Source organism: Bacillus sp. PS108, from assembly GCF_037963335.1.
Classification (GTDB): Bacteria; Bacillota; Bacilli; order Bacillales; family Bacillaceae; genus Bacillus; species Bacillus subtilis.
Genome location: NZ_CP150155.1, coordinates 2,679,792 through 2,701,136, shown reverse-complemented (window position 1 = coordinate 2,701,136; position 21,345 = coordinate 2,679,792). Strand labels below are relative to the sequence as shown.

Here is a 21,345-nt window from a genome sequence, read left to right as displayed (position 1 = left end):
CACGCTTAACATGCCCCCCATACGCACATGATAAAAGCGAGCAAACATGCTCAATTCGTCCACGGGGGGTTTTTCCATTGGGTAAAAAAATGACGATCGCTAGCCTGATTCTAATGACAGCCGGCTTAACAGCATGCGGAGCAAACGATAATGCTATGAATGATACGCGCAATAACGGCAATACCCGTCCAATCGGATATTATACAAATGAAAATGACGCCGATAGACAGGGAGACGGAATCGACCACGATGGTCCTGTTTCTGAATTAATGGAGGATCAGAACGACGGTAACCGAAACACCACGAATGTAAATAACCGTGACCGTGTTACTGCTGACGATCGTGTTCCTTTGGCAACTGACGGAACATATAACAACACGAATAACCGAAACATGAATCGGAATGCAGCGAACAACGGGTATGACAACCAAGAAAACAGAAGACTGGCTGCAAAAATTGCCAACCGTGTGAAACAAGTGAAAAACGTCAATGACACACAAGTTATGGTATCGGATGACCGAGTAGTTATCGCAGTCAAAAGCCACAGAGAGTTCACAAAGTCTGACAGAGATAATGTTGTAAAAGCAGCGCGCAACTATGCAAATGGCCGTGACGTCCAAGTATCAACAGATAAAGGGCTGTTCAGAAAACTTCATAAAATGAACAACCGCTAGGAAGGAAGGGCTGCCGGAAGTGATATTCGGCAGCCTTTTTCTTTGCATCAGCGAACATTTCCCATTAAAGTGTACATAGAAAATGTAAAAGAAGGTGAAAACATGGCAGGCCATTCCAAGTGGAAAAACATTCAAAAAAGAAAAAATGCACAGGATGCAAAGCGCGGGAAAATATTTATGAAGCTGGCAAAAGAAATCTATGTGGCAGCGAAAGAAGGCGGAGCGGATCCAGAAGCAAATTCAGCATTGCGTCTTGTCATCGAAAAAGCAAAAGGCGCCAATATGCCGAATGAAAATATAGATCGGGCCATTAAAAAAGCTGCGGGAGGCCAAGACGGAAGCAGCTATGAAGAAATCACCTATGAAGGCTACGGCCCTTCAGGGATTGCCGTCATGGTTGAATGCGTAACAGATAATAAAAACCGAACGGCGTCAAATGTGCGGACAGCCTTTAATAAAAATGGCGGAAGTCTGGGAGAAAGCGGATGTGTAGCCTTTTTATTTGAACGAAAGGGGTTCATTACGATAGACCGTACTGAACGGCAAATAGAAGAAGATGAGCTCATGCTTGATGTGCTTGAAGCAGGAGGAGAAGAGCTGCGAATTGAAGAAGACCTATATGAGGTTTTCACAGAGCCTGAGCATTTTGAAGAGGTGAAAACAGCCCTCGAATCGAAATATCCAATTTCTTCGGCGGAGGTGACCATGCTTCCCAATACCTATGCAGAAGCCGATGATCAGGCTGTTGAGAAGCTGGAAACATTAATAGACGTCCTTGAAGATGACGATGATGTTCAAGAAGTGTATACAAACTATCGTTCATAAAAAACCGGCACGAGGTCATATCGGGCCGGTTTTAGTATGTTCAGGAGACACGTTCACTTTCATGAGTGTATTCTTTCTCCCAGAAATCAGCGTTTTTGATACCCAGCGCTTTTGGATCAAAGATCGGGTCTAAGCCCTGCTTCTTTTGGCGCTCATAATCCTTTAAAGCAAGGAGCGCCGGCTTGGCAAGCAGCACAATGGCAATGACGTTCAGCCATACCATAATGCCAAGCCCTGCATCCCCTAATGCCCAAGCAAGTGAAGCTGTTTTCACAGTACCATAGAACGTGGCGGCTAAAATAATCAGTTTTAAGCCAAGCATCGCCCATTTGCTTTCTCTGCCTCGTGCTAAATAGGCGATATTTGTTTCTGCGATGTAGTAATACGCCATAATTGTTGTAAAAGCGAAGAAGAATAAAGCGATGGCAACAAAGCCTGCACCGAATCCGGGCAGAACACTGTCAATTGCCGCTTGTGTGAAACCAGGTCCTGCTTCTACGCCTTTAAGCTGGTGAACGATAAAGGAACCATCTGCAGCCGTGGTATTGTACATGCCGGTAAACAAGATCATGAAAGCTGTAGCGGAACATACAAACAAGGTGTCAATATAAACAGAAAATGCCTGAACCAGTCCCTGCTTGACCGGATGAGAAACCTCTGCAGCAGCTGCCGGATGCGGGCCTGTTCCCTGGCCGGCTTCGTTTGAATAAATGCCACGTTTAACGCCCCAGGAAATCGCCATGCCGATCAAGCCGCCAAAAGCGGAATCCAATGCAAAGGCGCTTTTGAATATTAATGAGAGCACAGCAGGCAATTCAGACACATTCATGACAATAATAATCAAAGACAGCAGGATATATCCAATGGCCATAAATGGAACAATCATTTGCGCCGCATTGGCAATTCGTTTGACGCCGCCAAAAATAATGAACCCTAATAATAAAACCAGACCACACCCTGTGACGAAAGGAGAGATGCCGAATGCATTTTGGATCCCAGCCGCAATGGAGTTGGACTGTACGCCCGGCATTAGAAAGGCCATTGCAATAAGGGCAGCAGCGGCAAATAAGACGGCAAACCACTTAATGCCTAAGCCTTTTTCTATATAATAAGCAGGGCCGCCCCGATATTGACCGTCTTGTTTTACTTTGTAAATTTGAGCAAGCGTTGATTCTACAAAGGCACTCGCCGCCCCGATAAAGGCAATTGCCCACATCCAGAACACTGCACCGGGTCCGCCGAATGCAATTGCTGTCGCCACTCCCGCGATGTTTCCAGTGCCCACACGGCCGGACAGCGCAATCGATAACGCTTGGAAAGATGAAACGCCGGCTTCAGAGCTCTTGCCTTTGAACATCTGAACAATCATTTCTTTTAAATGTCGGACTTGTAAAAAACGGGTCATAATTGAAAAGGCGAATCCAATTCCCAATAAAATATAAATGACGGGCGTACTCCATAAGACCGCATTCAAACTAGCAACAAAATCTGCCATCAAGCTTCCCCCTCACTTCAAATTCGAATACATGTATAAAAAGGATTTTGGTCTAATCGAACTATTTCTACAATCGATTTGTCACATTATATGACCTGTAATTATCAATAAGAAGAGGAAGGGAAAAAGAAAAAACGCGGCGTATCGACTACGCTGCGTTTTTCTACAGAGGCAAACTTATGGCAATTGTTATAAAATCCTTCAGCAACAAATAGCCTAGTTCAGTCAAACCGTATATAAAGGATAAAGCAATCACAAAATGATTGAAATGCTTGTCATCATTTGTTCCGTTCATCTTATTCATGTTTCATCACCTCACTGACGCCTGCGGCGGTTCTTCACGGATCCAATGATCATCTTTTCGCCAATCATATGTTTCATCAGTATCAAGATGTAAAGTCTGATTGCCGATTTTCACTGTATTGTGATTGACCCACGTCACTGCTGGGCGGCTGTCCGGGTAATTCCAGTAGATTGTTCTCTTGACAAGTGTTTTTTCATTTACAAGTTCACCTCTGGCTGCATCTAAGCTCAGGGTGTTTTCGGATACATAAGTGTTTAACGTATAGCTGCCGTCCGGCGATTCAACCGATTGGACGAGATTGCCTTTCGGAACGTTTTTTAGTGAAAATAACATCCAATAGATGGCGCCGCCGAAGAAGACCAGCAGGGCAAACATAATAAGCGGGATGTTGCTGCGTGTCTTAATGTGACTCTCTCCCTTTTTTTCTCTCATATTACTATATATCGGATTCATATGATCTTTACATTTCTTTAAAATTACCTTAATAAAGCAATGATAAGATGAAATAAAGCCAATAAAGGGTGAGGGGAGACAGAAATGGAAAAAACGTATTGTCATTCCGGCGAGAAGGACCCAGAAGCGGTCTACTTAACTGTGAGAGGCTATCGAATTAAGCTGTCGCCTGAACAAATGAAACTGATTTCTGCCGTCAGAAAGTAAAAAATACATGATAAAGGCAGCCGCTTGTGCGGCTGCCTTTTTGATTTAAGAATATTTTCTTTTCCGCTGTGCGAAATGCTTTTGAAACCAATCTTTCTTATATAAAAATGCGATGATCTCCAGCCAAAAACCCGGAATCTTTTTGGGGAATATCGGTTTTTTGTAGAGTGCATGATATGCGGATTTTAAGTCGTCCCACTGCGTGCATGTTTTTGTCTGCTCAAATCTCGCAACATCAATCACCCGCACCGCCCCGGTTTCTGTCAATATCAGATTCCGCAAATGAATATCTGACGGGTTCAGTCCGGCTGCCCGGGCGTCAGAAAGCGCTTCTTCAACCTGCTGAATCATGTCATCACTGATTGCAATGCCTTTCTTCAGACAGTTATAAAAGGTTTCACCTTTAATATATTCCATGAGAATAAATGAATCGCCAGTTTCGTAAATGTCAGGATAGAATGCGGACCCGGCTAATTTTTCATAGATCGCTGCTTCTTTGACTGCTGTCGCTTGATATTCCGGAAAAAATACTTTCAGCGCCATTTTTCGACCGCCTTCTGTTAAGGCAAACACATAGGCGCTTCTTCCCTTGCCGATTAGTGTTAATTCCTCGGATTTCTCTTTGACTTTATCAAATCTGCTGTTCTTGCGGTATATGACGGTATGGGCCAGTGCCTCTGCTTTTGTCAGCATTTCATTCACCTTCTTTGCTCTATTTTATGCAGCTGTTTATAGGAAAATCATAAACTGTTCAGGAAAAAGAGCCTAATTCTAGTGTATCTGGTCTTGAAGAAGAAGGCTACTTATAAGCATGAATTGTGATAAAAGAGACATAGAACGTTTAATTTCCATTCTTGAAAAGCGCTTACAAATGGGATAGTATTAATTTTAAATAAAGCGCTTTCGTGAATGATCAAGGGGGAAGAAGCCATGACAAAACAGATTGTGACAGGGATTATCGGTGCAGGCCGCATCGGCAAACTTCATGTTCAAAATATAAGCCGGATTCCTCACATGAAAATAAAAGCAGTCTCTGACATTCAGGCAAGCCGTATAAAAAGCTGGGCCGACAGTCATCAGATTGAATACATAACCTCTGATTATCGTGATTTATTACATGATCCTGATATTGATGCTATTTTTATTTGCTCTCCTACAGCCGTACATGCACAGATGATCAAAGAAGCAGCCGAGGCGAAAAAGCATATATTTTGTGAGAAGCCCGTTAGTTTCTCTCTGGACGAAACGAGTGAAGCGCTTGCGGCTGTCCGGAAACACGGGGTAACACTTCAAGTCGGATTTAACCGCCGCTTTGATCCTCATTTTAAGAAAATCAAAACGATTGTTGAAAATGGTGAAATCGGTACGCCTCATTTATTAAAAATCACTTCTCGGGACCCAGAACCCCCGAATATAGATTATGTCCGTACGTCAGGCGGGTTGTTTATGGATATGTCGATCCATGATTTTGATATGGCCAGATATATTTTGGGGAGCGAAGTGACGGAAGTGTATGCCAAAGGGGCGGCTTTGGTGAATCCTTCTTTTGCGGAACTGGGTGATATTGATACAGCTGTTATTACACTGACTTTTGAAAACGGTGCCATGGCTGTGATTGATAACAGCCGCCAAGCTGTGTACGGATATGACCAGCGGGTTGAGGTTTTCGGGACGAAAGGCTCTGCAGCGGCTGACAATAGCAGGCCGACAACGGTTGAGGTGTCAACAGCTGATTTTGTGATGAAGGATAAACCGCATTTCTTTTTCCTTGAACGCTATAAGGATTCATATGAGGAGGAGATTCTCCGTTTTGCAGAAGCGATCGGCACAAACCAGGAGACTCCCTGCACCGGCAATGACGGTTTACAGGCCGGAAGGATCGCCAGAGCAGCACAGCAATCGCTTGCTTTTGGCATGCCTGTCAGCATTGAGCACACTGAAAAAATCGCTTTTTAATCTAACAGGATTACAATTCAGCAAGCTTGGGTATATACTCCATTGATACTTTAAGTAGGCGGTGGAGAAAATGAATACAGTACATGCTAAAGGAAATGTTTTGAACAAAATCGGAATTCCTTCTCACATGGTTTGGGGTTATATTGGCGTTGTCATCTTTATGGTTGGAGACGGCCTCGAACAAGGCTGGCTGTCTCCTTTTCTCGTTGATCATGGTCTCAGTATGCAGCAATCCGCATCGTTATTTACCATGTACGGCATTGCTGTCACCATCTCAGCTTGGCTTTCAGGAACGTTTGTCCAAACTTGGGGGCCGAGAAAAACGATGACTGTCGGATTGCTTGCATTTATCCTCGGTTCGGCCGCTTTTATCGGCTGGGCGATTCCTCATATGTATTATCCGGCTCTCTTGGGCAGCTATGCTCTTAGAGGCTTGGGATATCCGCTGTTTGCATACTCTTTTCTCGTATGGGTGTCATACAGCACCTCTCAAAATATTCTCGGCAAAGCCGTCGGCTGGTTTTGGTTTATGTTTACGTGCGGCCTTAACGTGCTGGGCCCGTTCTATTCCAGCTATGCAGTTCCGGCCTTTGGAGAAATCAATACGCTTTGGAGCGCTTTACTGTTTGTGGCGGCAGGCGGAATTCTTGCCTTATTTTTTAACAAAGATAAATTTACTCCGATACAAAAACAAGATCAGCCGAAATGGAAAGAACTGTCGAAGGCATTTACGATTATGTTTGAAAACCCTAAGGTAGGCATCGGCGGAGTGGTCAAGACGATTAATGCGATAGGACAATTTGGATTTGCCATCTTTCTTCCTACTTATTTAGCACGATACGGGTATTCGGTTTCGGAATGGCTGCAAATATGGGGGACGCTGTTTTTTGTGAATATTGTGTTTAATATCATTTTCGGTGCAGTCGGAGATAAACTTGGCTGGCGCAATACGGTCATGTGGTTTGGCGGTGTCGGATGCGGTATTTTTACGCTGGCGCTGTATTACACGCCTCAGCTGATCGGGCATCAGTATTGGGTGCTCATGATTATCGCCTGCTGCTACGGCGCGGCTTTAGCAGGGTACGTTCCATTAAGCGCGCTTTTGCCGACGCTTGCACCTGATAATAAAGGTGCTGCCATGTCAGTGTTGAATTTGGGATCTGGTTTATGTGCGTTTATCGCGCCGGGCATCGTGAGTCTTTTCATTGGGCCGCTCGGTGCAGGCGGCGTGATTTGGATCTTTGCGGCATTGTATTTTTTCAGTGCCTTTCTGACGCGATTCTTGACAATTTCTGAGCAAAGCACAGATGTGTATACGGAGGAACGGTTTGTCAGGGAAAATGTGCAGACAAATTTTGATAAAACGGTTAAGCAGTAGCCTCTTTGGTCAAACTAATCATAAACGTGTGCAAAGAGGTGTAGAGGGTGAAACGATTCAGCACGGCGTATCTTTTGCTGGGCATTCTTTGCTCAGCGGCAGTATTTTTAATAGGAGCTCCTTCCCGCGCACTTGGCGCGGAAGTGGAGCACTATGAGCCGCTGCAGGTGCATGTGCAGCTTGAAAAGGTGTATTTGGACGGCGATGTCAGCATTGAGCATAAGCATGAAAAAGTGTTTTCTATGGATGATTTTTGGGCAGCTTATGCCGGATGGACGCTTGTGGAACAAAAAAAGGGATATGTGCTCTTCCGGAAGCAAATGGACGATATTTCTCCGCTCAGCAAGGTCAACGGGTATATCGGTGTATCGGATAATGGAGTGATTTCTACTTTTCATGGGCGGCCTGAGCCAGCTTCCGAACCAATTCAGTCTTTTTTTCAAATTGATTTAGAAAGGCTGGAAAGCCATATGCAAAAAAATCTGCTGAAAGGCATTCCATTTCGGACAAAAGCGGAGTTTGAGGATGTCATCGAACATATGAAGACATACAGCGGGTAACGTCCGCTGATTGAAGACATGTATTCATGTCTTTTTTTTCGTGAAAGAATGAGAGAGAAGCGAACATATGTTAACTTTTCTATAAGACTTTGGCTGTTTTTATGGTACAATGAAGAACAGTCAAAGAGGTGAATTTGCGTGATTGAATTTGTTAAAGGGACGATTGATTATGTATCTCCCCAATATATTGTCATAGAGAACGGCGGCATCGGCTATCAGATTTTCACGCCGAATCCGTTTATATATAAGGAGAGAAGCCAGGAAACGATTTTTACATACCATCATATCAGAGAGGATGCTTTTTCGCTTTACGGTTTTTCAACAAGAGAGGAGAAGGCGCTCTTTACAAAGCTGTTAAACGTGACCGGAATTGGCCCGAAAGGAGCACTTGCCATCTTGGGCTCGGGTGATCCCGGAGCGGTCATCCAAGCAATTGAAAATGAAGATGAAGCTTTTTTGGTCAAGTTTCCTGGAGTAGGAAAGAAAACCGCACGCCAGATTATTCTAGATTTAAAAGGAAAGCTGGCAGATGTTGTGCCTGAAATGATTGAAAATCTGTTTAATCATGAAGAAAGGCTTGAAAAGCAAACAGCGGAAACGGCTCTTGAAGAAGCACTTGAAGCCCTCAGGGTTCTCGGATATGCTGAAAAAGAAATCAAAAAGGTGCTTCCTCACCTTAAAGAAGAAATTGGGCTGACAACAGACCAATATGTGAAAAAAGCATTACAAAAACTATTAAAGTAAGGTGATGTTCATGGATGAACGGCTCGTCTCAAGTGAAGCAGACAACCATGAATCAGTGATAGAGCAAAGCCTGAGGCCGCAAAATCTGGCACAGTATATCGGGCAGCATAAGGTAAAAGAAAATTTGCGCGTGTTTATAGATGCGGCGAAAATGAGACAGGAGACGCTGGATCATGTTCTTCTGTACGGGCCGCCCGGACTCGGAAAAACAACGCTTGCTTCGATTGTTGCTAATGAAATGGGAGTGGAATTGCGGACGACATCAGGGCCTGCGATTGAAAGGCCTGGTGATTTGGCTGCTATATTAACGGCGCTGGAACCGGGAGATGTATTATTTATTGATGAAATACATAGGCTGCACAGATCGATCGAAGAGGTGCTTTATCCTGCAATGGAAGACTTTTGCCTGGACATTGTGATTGGCAAAGGCCCATCTGCCCGCTCGGTTCGCCTCGACCTTCCGCCTTTTACGCTGGTGGGAGCCACGACGAGGGTGGGGCTTTTGACGGCTCCTTTAAGAGACAGATTCGGCGTAATGTCTCGCCTTGAGTACTATACACAAGAAGAACTGGCGGATATTGTCACAAGAACCGCTGATGTATTCGAGGTTGAGATTGATAAACCGTCGGCTCTTGAAATTGCAAGAAGATCGAGAGGGACGCCCCGCGTGGCGAACCGCCTGCTGAGAAGGGTGCGCGATTTCGCCCAAGTGCTGGGTGACAGCAGGATTACGGAAGACATTTCTCAGAATGCGCTGGAGCGGCTTCAGGTTGACCGCCTCGGTTTGGATCATATTGATCATAAGCTGCTGATGGGCATGATCGAAAAATTCAACGGCGGCCCAGTAGGCCTTGATACGATTTCAGCTACCATCGGCGAGGAATCGCATACGATTGAAGACGTATATGAACCATATCTGCTGCAAATTGGATTTATACAAAGAACGCCGCGTGGAAGGATCGTGACACCGGCCGTTTATCATCATTTCCAAATGGAGGCTCCCCGATATGACTGAATTTCCTAAGATCATCATGATTCTTGGTGCTGTTTTGCTTATTATCGGAGCTGTTTTGCATTTTGTCGGCAAGATGCCGGGAGATATTTTTGTAAAAAAAGGAAATGTCACGTTTTTCTTCCCGGTTGTCACTTGTATTATTATAAGTGTGGTATTATCAATTTTGCTTAATCTTTTTGGCAGAATGAAATAACAAAAGACTAGAATAAAGGTGAAATCATCATGAAAGTCGATTTATTTGATTTTGAACTACCAGAACGTTTAATTGCACAAGTACCGTTGGAGCAGCGTGATGCTTCAAGGCTGATGGTGCTCGATAAACATACAGGAGAGCTTACTGACAGCTCGTTTAAACACATTATCAGCTTCTTTAACGAAGGCGATTGTCTAGTCCTGAACAATACCCGGGTACTGCCTGCGCGGTTATTCGGCACAAAAGAGGATACCGGCGCGAAAGTGGAACTTCTTTTGTTGAAACAGGAAACCGGTGATAAATGGGAAACACTTGCCAAACCGGCGAAACGGGTGAAAAAAGGAACTGTTGTCACATTTGGAGACGGAAGATTGAAGGCAATCTGCACGGAAGAGCTTGAGCACGGCGGCAGAAAGATGGAATTTCAATATGACGGTATTTTCTACGAGGTGCTTGAATCCCTTGGAGAGATGCCGCTCCCTCCATATATCAAAGAACAGCTTGATGACAAAGAGCGCTACCAGACAGTGTATTCAAAAGAAATCGGCTCTGCTGCTGCGCCTACAGCTGGCCTTCACTTCACGGAAGAAATCTTACAGCAGCTGAAAGACAAAGGCGTGCAAATTGAGTTCATCACACTGCACGTAGGCCTTGGAACGTTTCGCCCTGTGAGTGCCGATGAAGTGGAAGAGCATAATATGCATGCAGAGTTTTATCAAATGTCAGAAGAAACGGCTGCAGCCTTAAACAAAGTAAGAGAAAATGGCGGTCGGATCATTTCTGTCGGCACGACCTCGACACGCACGCTTGAGACGATTGCCGGGGAACATGACGGGCAATTTAAAGCATCAAGCGGCTGGACATCTATTTTTATTTATCCGGGCTATGAATTTAAAGCCATTGACGGAATGATTACAAACTTCCATTTGCCGAAATCGTCATTGATTATGCTGGTCAGCGCGCTTGCTGGAAGAGAAAACATTCTGCGTGCCTATAACCATGCAGTGGAAGAGGAATACCGTTTCTTCAGCTTCGGAGACGCGATGCTGATTATATAATTTGAGAACAGGAGGCCTCATCAAAAGTGGCTGAACAACCAATACGCTATGAATTTATAAAAGAATGCAAACAAACAGGAGCGCGGCTGGGCAAAGTGCATACGCCTCACGGCTCCTTCGAAACGCCGGTTTTTATGCCGGTCGGCACACTGGCGACAGTCAAAACAATGTCGCCTGAAGAGCTGAAAGCAATGGATGCAGGCATCATTTTGAGCAACACTTATCATCTATGGCTTCGTCCGGGCCAAGACATTGTCAAAGAAGCGGGCGGGCTCCATAAATTTATGAACTGGGACCGCGCAATTTTAACAGATTCAGGCGGTTTTCAGGTCTTTTCTTTAAGCAAGTTTCGTAATATAGAGGAAGAGGGTGTCCATTTCCGCAATCATCTAAATGGAGACAAGCTGTTTTTATCTCCGGAAAAAGCGATGGAGATCCAAAACGCACTCGGCTCTGATATTATGATGGCGTTTGACGAATGCCCGCCATACCCGGCGGAGTACGACTACATGAAGAGGTCAGTTGAACGGACAAGCCGCTGGGCGGAACGCTGCCTGAATGCCCACAATCGTCAGGATGAACAAGGGCTGTTTGGTATTGTACAAGGCGGAGAATATGAAGATCTGCGGACACAAAGTGCGAAGGACTTGATTTCGCTTGATTTTCCGGGATATGCTATAGGCGGATTGTCTGTAGGTGAACCGAAGGATGTCATGAACCGTGTACTCGAATTCACAACACCGCTCTTGCCGAAGGATAAACCGAGATATCTGATGGGAGTAGGTTCTCCGGACGCACTGATCGACGGAGCGATCCGCGGGGTCGATATGTTTGACTGTGTGCTGCCTACACGGATTGCAAGAAACGGCACAGTGTTTACTGCTGAAGGACGACTCAATATGAAAAATGCGAAATTTGAAAGAGACTTCCGTCCGATTGATGAAGAGTGTGATTGCTATACATGTAAAAACTACACTCGCGCGTACATTAGGCACTTGATTCGCTGCAATGAAACATTCGGCCTTCGATTAACAACTTACCATAACCTTCATTTTCTGTTACACTTAATGGAGCAGGTAAGACAGGCTATTCGCGAGGATCGTCTGGGTGATTTCAGAGAAGAGTTCTTTGAGCGTTACGGCTATAACAAGCCAAATGCGAAAAGCTTCTAAATAAACATAACAGGCTTACAGAAAGGGGTGAAAATGATGACTGGCACTTTAGGTACATTGGTTCCTATTATTTTAATGTTTGCGGTCCTTTACTTCTTGCTGATTCGTCCTCAGCAAAAGCAGCAAAAGGCTGTACGCCAAATGCAAGAGGAACTGAAAAAAGGCGATTCAGTAGTGACAATCGGGGGATTGCACGGTACTGTTGACTCTATCGACGAAAGCAAAGTCGTAATTAAGACTGGTGATAACACACGTCTTACGTTCGACCGCCGCGCGATCAGAGAAGTTTCTGCTGCTGAATAACAGCAGGAGCTATACATAGCAAACAAAAAAGAGCGGGCAAGTGAGCCCGCTCTTTTTTATGTGGAAGACCTGTTTCCCCTCATGTTCACGCCGAAAATCCCGCCCAGCATGCACACCCCTAAAAATCCCAGATGGAAGATCAGCTGTTCTGCTGTAAATGTCTTTCCGAATCCTAAATACTGAAACAATAAGATAATCAGAGAAAAACTTAAGGCGGTCAATGCGCCAATCATCCAGCCTCTTTCCTTGCCTTTCCCGCCTGAAATGAACCCGCCGATAAATAAAGAGAGAAATGAGATAGCGGTGATCAGCCAGTTAAATGATGATTCTTCCAGCGAGGTTGCGGTCAATAAAAGTGAAACCGCTAAACTTGTCAGGAGCATGGCTGAAAATATGGCGATTAAGCCGTAAAGAATGCCTTTTCCAACTTGTTTCGTTTCCTCCATGATTGTCTCCTCTCTGCCTGTATTAAAAGGCTTCTGTTCTTTTTGTTCAAAACCGTCAGACATGCTGATGGCTCGTCTTTGTAAAAATGTATTCCCTTATCCCATGAATTAGACGTAAAAGCTTTGTGAAATGCAATCGGTTTTTCTTACATAAATTGATCATTTTGTTGCAACCTATAATGAGTTGGAGGTGCATAATGGAAGAGCTTCTCACTATTGCGTTTCGCACAGTCGTATTGTATTTTGTGATATTGGTCATTTTTCGTTTCATGGGCAAACGGGAGATCGGAGAGCTTAGTATTTTAGATCTCGTTGTCTTTATCATGATGGCTGAAATTGCCGTTTTAGCCATAGAAAACGTAGACGATCATCTATTTCATACCATTTTGCCAATGCTTGTATTAATGATCATTCAAGTGACTTTGGCATACTTTTCTTTAAAAAACCGAAAAGTCCGCCAGCTTCTTGACGGTAAGCCGACCATAATTATCAAATATGGAAAAATTGACGAAGAAGCCATGAAATCACAGCGTTATAATTTTGATGATTTAATGGTTCAGCTCAGAGAAAATAGCATCGACAGAGTAGCTGACGTATCATTTGCTATTTTAGAGCCGTCGGGCAAACTGACTATTGTTAAGAAAGAAAACAGCGGAGAGCATCGGCAGCTCGAAATGCCGCTCATTATAGACGGCTTCATTCAAACAGAAAACCTGTCCAGAATCAGTAAAGATAGAAAATGGCTGCTTGAAAGTTTGCAAAAACACGGATACACAAACCCTTCAGATATTTCATTTTGCTCGTTTACAGACGGAGAATTATTTATTGACGAAAAAGATGGGTACCGCACGTGACTATTATCGGATGATCAGACGTCCGATAATGGGAATGCGGCGAAGCTCATCTTTTTTAATTAAACGGAAAACGAGCAGGAGGATCATATAAATGGCGGCGCTCGCCGCAATCCATCCGGCTAGATTGACAGCCTCAGATGCTCCAAAGCTTATATATTGTTTGATGGCGGAGCTGATGAATCCGCAAATTACAATAACAGCGAAGCTGAGCGCGTACTCCTTGATTTTGATGCTGATCGGCAGCACTTTGCTTACGGTTGCTGCGTGCAATAGCGTGACGAGCACCATGCCTGTCACAATGGCTAATGCCGCGCCCATAATGCCAAGAGAAGGCCTTGTGGCAAGGACAAAAATAAGGCCTGTTTTGACAAGCGCTCCGATTAAGCTGTTCATCATCGCAGCTCCTGCCAAATTAAGCGCCTGCAGCACAGCTTGAAGCGGGCCTTGGAAATAATAAAGCAGAAAAAACGGGGCCATCACTTTTATAAATACAGCTGCGCCTGAGGAACCGTACATCACTCTCATCAGCTCATCCGCAAAAACAAATAAAATAACAACTGAAATGCCTCCGCTGAGCAGACAGAGACGCATCGCCTGTTCCAAGCGGTATTCCACCACCTGCAATTTTTTCTGCTCCATTCCTTCACTGATCGCAGGAACAAGCGCGGTCGACAAAGAATATGTAATAAAGCTAGGCAGAGTCAGCAACGTCATGGCAAAGCCGGTCAGTTCCCCGTATTGCTTTGTTGCGGCAACTGTTGCCACACCGGCGATGGCAAGGCTTTGAGCGACGACGATTGGCTCGAAAAACCAAGAGAGGTTTCCGATAAAGCGGCTCCCGGTTGTTGGAAGGGACACGCTCATTAATTGGGTAAAGGTTTGTTTTCCGTTTTTAATTGACTGGAAAAAATGCTTTCTGATTTTAATTGTCTTTTTATACTTAAAGCAAACGAATAAATAAAGAAGTGATGCCAGCTCCCCTGCCACTGAGGATAGCATTGCCCCCGCTGCAGCATATTCAATTCCGTAAGGGAGAAAAATCGTTGTGCAGACAGCCACGAGTGAAATGCGGACAACCTGTTCAAGGACTTGTGACATAGCAAGCGGGTTCATATTCTGTTTTCCTTGAAAGTATCCCCTCAGCACACTCGATATAGCAATAATCGGCACAACCGGCGTAATGGCCAAGAGCGGATACAGTGTTCGCTTATCTGTCAGCATCGTTTCAGCCATAACCGGGGCGAAAAACAGAAACAGCGGTGTAAAGATGAGGCTGAGCACTCCCGTGATGGTCAGAGACATGACTAAAATATTTTTCGTTTTTTGATGATCTCCGCGCGCACTGGCTTCAGCGACTAGCTTGCTGATCGCGACCGGCAGACCGAATTGAGTTAATGTAGTGGCCAAGAAGAAGGTAGGCGCCGCCATCATGTAAAGCCCGACTCCTTCTTCACCGATAAAACGGGCGATAACCACCCGGTTGACAAACCCGAGCATTCTTGTAACCATTCCTGCTGCGATAAGGATAAGAGTGCCCTTTAAAAACGTCTGTTTCGCCATTTTTACCCCCTGCCTTCTCAAACTACCTGGAATCATATACAATAAAGATATGCGTATATATCGTCCAAGCATGACAAGTCTTCTTGAAAAACAATAAAAAAGGAGCGTGGAATTCGTGGAGAAGCATCCAGCCGATCTATATAAAGACCACGTCAGGCCGTTTCTTTACAGCAAACTGGAAGAGTTTAAGATTCTCGGGTATGATGATGTTGAACTCGAAAGTTTGTGGTCATACTTAACAGATAAGAAGTGGAAAAAGAAAACGGAACTGAACATTTATGAACTGGCGAGTGATATTTTATCAGTGAAAATTGGCGAATTTATGAACTATGCAACCGTTGAGTCATTTAAAACGTCTAATTGGCTGGGCAGTGAAGAGGGCCAGGAAGCATTGGAAGAACTGCTGAGATAGCAGGTTGATTCGCACAGGTTTAAGGGAGGATATACATAATGAAAAAAGGACGCTTGATTGCGTTTTTCCTTTTCGTTCTATTGATTGGCACGGGCTTGGGCTACTTTACGAAGCCTGCCGCTAACAATATTACGTTAGGATTGGATTTGCAAGGCGGATTTGAGGTGCTGTATGATGTACAGCCTGTAAAAAAAGGTGACAAAATCACAAAAGATGTTCTGGTCAGCACAGTAGAGGCATTGAACCGCCGGGCCAATGTTCTCGGTGTCAGCGAACCGAACATCCAAATTGAAGGGAATAACCGGATTCGCGTTCAGCTCGCTGGTGTGACAAACCAAAACAGAGCGCGTGAAATTTTGGCGACTGAAGCGCAGCTTTCTTTCAGAGATACAAATGATAAGGAACTGTTAAACGGTGCTGATTTAGTCGAAAACGGCGCTAAACAAACTTATGATAGCACAACAAATGAGCCAATTGTCACGATTAAGCTGAAAGACGCTGATAAATTTGGTGAAGTGACCAAGAAGGTCATGAAAATGGCGCCAAACAACCAGCTTGTCATTTGGCTGGATTATGATAAAGGTGATTCCTTTAAGAAAGAAGTTCAAAAAGAGCATCCTAAATTTGTATCCGCTCCAAATGTAAGTCAGGAACTAAATACAACTGATGTAAAAATTGAAGGTCATTTCACAGCTCAAGAAGCGAAAGATTTAGCCAGCATTTTAAACGCCGGTGCGCTTCCTGTAAAACTGACTGAAAAGTATTCGACATCAGTAGGCGCACAATTCGGCCAGCAGGCTCTCCATGATACGGTGTTTGCCGGTATTGTCGGTATTGCAATTATTTTCTTATTTATGCTTTTCTATTACCGTCTGCCGGGATTAATCGCGGTGATTACGCTATCTGTTTATATCTACATTACACTCCAGATCTTTGACTGGATGAATGCCGTACTCACGCTTCCGGGAATTGCCGCTCTCATTTTAGGTGTCGGGATGGCTGTTGACGCCAACATTATTACCTATGAGCGGATTAAAGAAGAGCTCAAGTTAGGAAAGTCAGTCCGCTCTGCCTTCCGTTCAGGAAACAGACGGTCATTTGCGACGATTTTTGACGCGAATATTACAACCATTATTGCAGCGGTTGTGCTCTTTATCTTTGGGACAAGCTCTGTTAAAGGGTTTGCGACAATGCTGATCCTATCGATTTTGACAAGCTTTATCACTGCCGTTTTCTTATCGAGATTTCTCCTCGCTCTCCTTGTGGAAAGCAGATGGCTTGATCGGAAAAAAGGCTGGTTTGGTGTCAATAAGAAACATATCATGGATATTCAGGATACGGATGAAAATACAGAGCCGCATACGCCATTCCAAAAATGGGATTTCACGAGCAAACGCAAATACTTCTTTATTTTCTCCAGTGCGGTCACGGTTGCCGGGATTATTATCCTGCTTGTGTTCAGGCTGAATCTTGGCATTGACTTTGCAAGCGGTGCACGGATTGAAGTGCAAAGCGACCATAGGCTGATGACAGAGCAAGTTGAGAAGGACTTTGAATCTCTGGGTATGGACCCTGATACTGTAGTTCTGTCAGGCGAAAAGAGCAATATCGGTGTTGCCCGTTTTGTCGGGGTGCCAGATAAAGAAACCATAGCAAAAGTAAAAACGTATTTTAAAGACAAATACGGATCAGAGCCAAATGTCAGCACAGTTTCACCGACAGTCGGTAAGGAGCTGGCAAGAAATGCGCTGTACGCAGTTGCTATAGCTTCTATTGGCATCATTATTTACGTTTCAATCCGATTCGAATACAAAATGGCGATTGCTGCCATCGCTTCATTGCTATATGACGCATTCTTTATCGTCACGTTCTTCAGTATTACAAGGCTTGAGGTAGATGTTACGTTCATCGCGGCCATCTTGACGATAATCGGGTATTCCATTAACGATACAATCGTTACATTTGACAGGGTCCGCGAGCATATGAAAAAGCGTAAGCCGAAAACATTTGCCGATCTGAACCATATAGTAAACCTGAGCCTGCAGCAAACCTTTACACGTTCAATTAACACTGTATTAACTGTTGTGATTGTTGTTGTGACATTGCTGATCTTTGGAGCATCTTCTATTACTAACTTCTCAATTGCTTTATTGGTCGGGCTGTTAACAGGCGTTTATTCTTCTCTATACATTGCCGCACAAATTTGGCTTGCATGGAAAGGAAGAGAACTGAAAAAAGATTCGGCACAATAAAAAATATCAGGCTGTCCTCTGCAGGGCAGCCTGTTTTTTGAAGTTTCATTGAACTTAAAATAGACATTTGCTATAATGACATACGCTTACATTTAAACATATATATGGTGTTAAAAGTGTTTATGGCTGGTTTTCAGATATGTAGGAGGGTTTATATATGAGGGTTCGCGAATCAGAGCTGCCGGGCATAGGACAAAAAGTTGAAATGATTACTAGAAACCGTGATAAAATTTCAATTATCATTCATCATGACGGACGGAGAGAGCTTTACTATTTTGACGAAAACGACCATGAGGAATGTGTTGCCTCCGTGCAGTTTGATGACGCTGAAGCAAGGCAAATGTCTGCAATTCTTGGCGGAATGGCATATAAACCGAAAGCATTAGAACAGGTCGAGTCAGCCCTTGATGATTTGATTATAGAGTGGTGTAAAGCAGAGGCGGGAGCGCCTGCCATTCATCAGACGATTGGTGATTTGAATGTGGGTCAGGAATATCATGTGACGGTCATTGCAATTGTTAAAAAGAATCAGGATAAACAACTGAATCCGAGCTCTGAAACAGTCATTGACGAAGGCGATACACTTGTGATTTCCGGTGAGGGAACCGGACTGAAGAGGCTGATCCGGGAAAAATTAACAGCAAAGGGAGCTTGACCTAGTGTTAAGCCATGTTTAAAACCAGTCTTGATGGGGAAAGTTACCTCAATAAGAAGTTTGGGGGAAAAGAGAATGAATAAACAATGGACCATTATTTTCGCACTTATTTTCACCTTAATTGTCGCCATTTTCGCAGTCATTAATGTTCGATCCGTAGAAGTTGATTACCTGTTTGGAAGATCAGAATGGCCGCTCATTCTTGTTATTTTGGGCTCAGTTTTAATGGGAGCGCTGATCGTATTTTCTGTCGGCATTTTTCAGGTAATGAAATTGAAGCGGGAAATAAAAACCTTGCGGAAAGAAAATAGAACAGCAATACATAAACAAGAGGATACTCATCTTGCTGATCAGACTGACACACAGGATGCATCAGCCATGATTGAGAAAAAAGACTAGTTTTCGAATATTATTTGAAACCCCTCAGCCTGCTCTAGTATAATAGGGTGGTTGAGGGGTGAATTTATGTTAGCGTCAAAAATGCGATGGGAAATCCAGCGACCAGATCAGGATAAGGTCAAATCACTCACAGAACAATTGCATATAACACCTCTTGTTGCGTCCCTGCTTGTAAAAAGAGGCTTTGATACGGCAGAAAGCGCTAGGCTGTTTTTACATACAAAGGATGCCGATTTTTATGATCCTTTTGAAATGAAAGGCATGAAAGAAGCGGCATATCGAATAAAACAGGCGATTTCACAACAAGAAAAGATTATGATATATGGCGATTATGACGCCGATGGGGTTACAAGTACGTCAGTGATGCTTCACACGCTGCAAAAACTGTCGGCTCAAGTTGATTTTTATATACCTGACCGTTTTAAAGAAGGATATGGACCTAATGAACAGGCGTTTCGTTCGATTAAAGAACGGGGCTTCTCTTTGATCATTACGGTTGATACAGGAATTGCCGCTGTGCATGAAGCGAAGGTGGCAAAGGAACTCGGACTGGATGTCATCATTACCGATCATCATGAACCGGGACCGGAGCTTCCGGATGTCCGTGCGATCGTCCACCCGAAGCAGCCTGGCTGCACTTACCCGTTTAAAGAGCTTGCCGGGGTTGGAGTCGCGTTTAAGCTTGCCCACGCTCTATTGGGTGAACTTCCTGATGAACTGCTTGACCTGGCGGCTATCGGCACCATTGCCGATCTAGTCCCGCTGCATGACGAAAACAGATTAATAGCAACACTAGGACTTGAAAGGCTTCGACGGACAAATCGGCTCGGCTTAAAAGAGCTGATTAAGCTGTCAGGCGGAGACATCGGAGAAGCGAACGAAGAAACAGTCGGATTTCAGCTCGCACCAAGGCTGAATGCCGTCGGAAGAATCGAACAGGCGGATCCCGCTGTTCATTTGCTTATGTCAGAGGATTCGTTTGAAGCGGAAGAGCTTGCCGCAGAAATTGACCAGCTGAACAAAGAGCGCCAAAAAATGGTCAGCAAAATGACGGATGAAGCGATTGAAATGGTTGAACAGCAAGGGCTCGATCAAACTGCAATTGTCGTGGCCAAAGCCGGATGGAACCCGGGAGTCGTCGGGATTGTGGCTTCAAAGCTTGTGGACCTTTTCTACCGACCGGCCATTGTTCTTGGCATTGATGAAGAAAAGGGAATCGCTAAAGGTTCGGCCCGAAGCATCAGAGGATTTAATTTATTTGAGAGCCTTTCTGAATGCAGAGATATTCTTCCTCATTTCGGCGGCCATCCAATGGCTGCGGGGATGACGCTGAAAGCCGAAGATGTGCCGGATTTGCGAAGCAGGCTGAATGAAATAGCGGACAATACGCTTACGGAAGAGGATTTTATTCCCGTACAGGAAGTCGACCTTGTCTGCGGCGTCGAAGACATTACAGTTGAAAGCATCGCAGAAATGAACATGCTGTCTCCTTTTGGCATGCTGAACCCGAAACCGCACGTTCTCGTAGAAAACGCAGTACTGGAAGATGTCCGCAAGATAGGGGCAAATAAAACTCATGTCAAAATGACGATCAGAAACGAGTCGTCCCAGCTTGATTGCGTCGGTTTTAATAAAGGCGAGCTTGAAGAAGGCATCGTACCGGGTTCAAGAATTTCCATTGTCGGTGAAATGTCAATCAACGAATGGAACAATCGAAAAAAGCCGCAGCTTATGATAAAGGATGCCGCTGTTTCTGAATGGCAGCTGTTTGATTTAAGGGGAAAACGGACGTGGGAAGACACAGTTTCCGCCCTTCCATCTGCTAAACGGGCCATTGTCTCTTTCAAAGAAGACTCAACAACATTACTTCAAACTGAAGACCTTCGCCGAGAAGTGCACGTCATCAGTTCTAAAGATCAAGCAAAGGCGTTTGACCTCGATGGTGCATATATTGTATTACTGGATCCGCCGCCTTCGCTGGACATGCTCGCACGTTTGCTGGAAGGAAAGGCGCCCGAGCGGATATATTTTATTTTTCTCAATCATGAGGACCACTTTTTATCAACTTTTCCCGCAAGAGACCACTTTAAATGGTATTATGCGTTCTTGCTGAAAAGAGGCGCTTTTGACGTGAAAAAACACGGTTCAGAGCTTGCAAAACATAAAGGCTGGTCCGTTGAAACAATCAATTTCATGACAAAGGTGTTTTTTGATCTCGGTTTTGTTAAAATAGAGAATGGTGTGCTGTCTGTTGTGAGCGGAGCAAAGAAACGCGACTTAACAGACTCACAAACATATCAGGCGAAACAGCAGCTGATGGAACTGGATCAAAAGCTGAATTATTCTTCTGCTGAAGAGCTGAAGGAATGGCTGAATAAGCTGATGAAACAAGATTCAGAGGCTTATGAAAGTACGAGGAGGACATAAAAC

Annotated in this window: 24 protein-coding genes; 18 read left to right on the top strand and 6 right to left on the bottom strand. The window is 44.4% G+C overall.

Going from position 1 to position 21,345, the window contains the following annotated elements:
- The first annotated feature begins 77 nt into the window (after window positions 1-77).
- Both sgpA and NSQ16_RS14065 read left to right on the top strand, forming a co-directional pair.
- On the top strand, window positions 78-674 hold the full coding sequence (gene sgpA / locus NSQ16_RS14070; protein ID WP_003245996.1) for a spore germination protein SgpA: 597 nt from the start codon (window positions 78-80) through the stop codon (window positions 672-674).
- Between the two features lie 102 nt (window positions 675-776).
- A complete protein-coding gene (locus NSQ16_RS14065; protein WP_088467675.1) occupies window positions 777-1,499 on the top strand; it encodes a YebC/PmpR family DNA-binding transcriptional regulator in 723 nt (240 codons plus the stop codon).
- A 40-nt stretch (window positions 1,500-1,539) separates the two neighbouring features.
- On the opposite strand, the gene NSQ16_RS14060 is transcribed toward NSQ16_RS14065, so the two are convergent.
- The 3 genes from NSQ16_RS14060 to NSQ16_RS14050 form a co-directional block, all read right to left on the bottom strand.
- On the bottom strand, window positions 1,540-2,994 hold the full coding sequence (locus NSQ16_RS14060; RefSeq protein WP_339232230.1) for an alanine/glycine:cation symporter family protein: 1,455 nt from the start codon (window positions 2,992-2,994) through the stop codon (window positions 1,540-1,542).
- A gap of 163 nt (window positions 2,995-3,157) precedes the next feature.
- Entirely contained in the window at window positions 3,158-3,298 is a 141-nt protein-coding gene (locus NSQ16_RS14055) for a hypothetical protein (RefSeq protein ID WP_029727127.1), read from the bottom strand.
- Window positions 3,299-3,304: 6 nt separating this feature from the next.
- Entirely contained in the window at window positions 3,305-3,673 is a 369-nt protein-coding gene (locus tag NSQ16_RS14050) for a DUF5412 family protein (protein WP_021480229.1), read from the bottom strand.
- A gap of 162 nt (window positions 3,674-3,835) precedes the next feature.
- On the opposite strand from NSQ16_RS14050, the gene NSQ16_RS14045 reads away from it, so the two are divergent.
- On the top strand, window positions 3,836-3,958 hold the full coding sequence (locus NSQ16_RS14045) for a hypothetical protein (protein ID WP_003229707.1): 123 nt from the start codon (window positions 3,836-3,838) through the stop codon (window positions 3,956-3,958).
- Between the two features lie 45 nt (window positions 3,959-4,003).
- On the opposite strand, the gene NSQ16_RS14040 is transcribed toward NSQ16_RS14045, so the two are convergent.
- The gene (locus NSQ16_RS14040; protein ID WP_003246159.1) at window positions 4,004-4,651 is read right to left on the bottom strand and encodes a phosphotransferase; all 648 of its coding nucleotides are present in this window, start codon (window positions 4,649-4,651) and stop codon (window positions 4,004-4,006) included.
- Window positions 4,652-4,888: 237 nt separating this feature from the next.
- Between NSQ16_RS14040 and iolG the strand changes: the two genes are divergently transcribed.
- From iolG to yajC, 9 genes are all read left to right on the top strand, one after another.
- The gene (gene iolG, locus NSQ16_RS14035; RefSeq protein WP_029318179.1) at window positions 4,889-5,914 is read left to right on the top strand and encodes an inositol 2-dehydrogenase; all 1,026 of its coding nucleotides are present in this window, start codon (window positions 4,889-4,891) and stop codon (window positions 5,912-5,914) included.
- Between the two features lie 70 nt (window positions 5,915-5,984).
- Window positions 5,985-7,292, top strand: coding sequence for an MFS transporter (locus NSQ16_RS14030; RefSeq protein ID WP_003246197.1), 1,308 nt, complete (start codon window positions 5,985-5,987; stop codon window positions 7,290-7,292).
- A gap of 47 nt (window positions 7,293-7,339) precedes the next feature.
- On the top strand, window positions 7,340-7,852 hold the full coding sequence (gene bofC / locus NSQ16_RS14025) for a sporulation cell-cell signaling protein BofC (protein WP_003229715.1): 513 nt from the start codon (window positions 7,340-7,342) through the stop codon (window positions 7,850-7,852).
- A 138-nt stretch (window positions 7,853-7,990) separates the two neighbouring features.
- Entirely contained in the window at window positions 7,991-8,596 is a 606-nt protein-coding gene (gene ruvA / locus NSQ16_RS14020) for a Holliday junction branch migration protein RuvA (protein WP_003229717.1), read from the top strand.
- Window positions 8,597-8,606: 10 nt separating this feature from the next.
- Window positions 8,607-9,611 (top strand): Holliday junction branch migration DNA helicase RuvB, encoded by a 1,005-nt coding sequence (gene ruvB, locus NSQ16_RS14015; RefSeq protein WP_003229718.1) that lies wholly within the window; start codon window positions 8,607-8,609, stop codon window positions 9,609-9,611.
- Window positions 9,604-9,804, top strand: coding sequence for a DUF2905 domain-containing protein (locus NSQ16_RS14010; RefSeq protein ID WP_003222669.1), 201 nt, complete (start codon window positions 9,604-9,606; stop codon window positions 9,802-9,804). Before ruvB ends, NSQ16_RS14010 begins: the two co-directional genes overlap by 8 nt.
- A 29-nt stretch (window positions 9,805-9,833) precedes the next feature.
- Window positions 9,834-10,862 (top strand): tRNA preQ1(34) S-adenosylmethionine ribosyltransferase-isomerase QueA, encoded by a 1,029-nt coding sequence (gene queA / locus NSQ16_RS14005; RefSeq protein ID WP_003229723.1) that lies wholly within the window; start codon window positions 9,834-9,836, stop codon window positions 10,860-10,862.
- Between the two features lie 26 nt (window positions 10,863-10,888).
- Window positions 10,889-12,034, top strand: a complete 1,146-nt coding sequence (tgt, locus tag NSQ16_RS14000) for a tRNA guanosine(34) transglycosylase Tgt (protein ID WP_003229725.1) — start codon at window positions 10,889-10,891, stop codon at window positions 12,032-12,034.
- A 36-nt stretch (window positions 12,035-12,070) separates the two neighbouring features.
- Window positions 12,071-12,337: a preprotein translocase subunit YajC gene (gene yajC / locus NSQ16_RS13995; RefSeq protein WP_004398708.1), complete on the top strand. Its 267-nt coding sequence runs from the start codon at window positions 12,071-12,073 to the stop codon at window positions 12,335-12,337.
- A gap of 56 nt (window positions 12,338-12,393) precedes the next feature.
- Here the strand turns inward: yajC and NSQ16_RS13990 are convergent, their stop codons facing one another.
- Entirely contained in the window at window positions 12,394-12,783 is a 390-nt protein-coding gene (locus NSQ16_RS13990; RefSeq protein ID WP_004398667.1) for a TIGR04086 family membrane protein, read from the bottom strand.
- 197 nt (window positions 12,784-12,980) lie between these two features.
- Between NSQ16_RS13990 and NSQ16_RS13985 the strand changes: the two genes are divergently transcribed.
- Window positions 12,981-13,637, top strand: coding sequence for a DUF421 domain-containing protein (locus tag NSQ16_RS13985; protein WP_160221714.1), 657 nt, complete (start codon window positions 12,981-12,983; stop codon window positions 13,635-13,637).
- A gap of 3 nt (window positions 13,638-13,640) precedes the next feature.
- Here the strand turns inward: NSQ16_RS13985 and spoVB are convergent, their stop codons facing one another.
- Complete coding sequence (spoVB, locus tag NSQ16_RS13980; protein ID WP_029318178.1) at window positions 13,641-15,197, bottom strand: stage V sporulation protein B; 1,557 nt, start codon at window positions 15,195-15,197, stop codon at window positions 13,641-13,643.
- A 115-nt stretch (window positions 15,198-15,312) separates the two neighbouring features.
- Here spoVB and comN point away from each other — a divergent pair, with 115 nt between their 5' ends.
- The 5 genes from comN to recJ all read left to right on the top strand — a co-directional run bounded on the left by comN (window position 15,313) and on the right by recJ (window position 21,342).
- Entirely contained in the window at window positions 15,313-15,609 is a 297-nt protein-coding gene (gene comN, locus NSQ16_RS13975; RefSeq protein ID WP_003229735.1) for a post-transcriptional regulator ComN, read from the top strand.
- Between the two features lie 38 nt (window positions 15,610-15,647).
- On the top strand, window positions 15,648-17,861 hold the full coding sequence (gene secDF / locus NSQ16_RS13970) for a protein translocase subunit SecDF (protein WP_230488300.1): 2,214 nt from the start codon (window positions 15,648-15,650) through the stop codon (window positions 17,859-17,861).
- Between the two features lie 157 nt (window positions 17,862-18,018).
- Window positions 18,019-18,516, top strand: coding sequence for a cation:proton antiporter regulatory subunit (locus NSQ16_RS13965; RefSeq protein WP_003229739.1), 498 nt, complete (start codon window positions 18,019-18,021; stop codon window positions 18,514-18,516).
- A 75-nt stretch (window positions 18,517-18,591) separates the two neighbouring features.
- Window positions 18,592-18,915: a lipopolysaccharide assembly LapA domain-containing protein gene (locus NSQ16_RS13960; RefSeq protein ID WP_003229740.1), complete on the top strand. Its 324-nt coding sequence runs from the start codon at window positions 18,592-18,594 to the stop codon at window positions 18,913-18,915.
- 66 nt (window positions 18,916-18,981) lie between these two features.
- Window positions 18,982-21,342: a single-stranded-DNA-specific exonuclease RecJ gene (gene recJ / locus NSQ16_RS13955; RefSeq protein WP_230488299.1), complete on the top strand. Its 2,361-nt coding sequence runs from the start codon at window positions 18,982-18,984 to the stop codon at window positions 21,340-21,342.
- Window positions 21,343-21,345 lie beyond the last annotated feature (3 nt).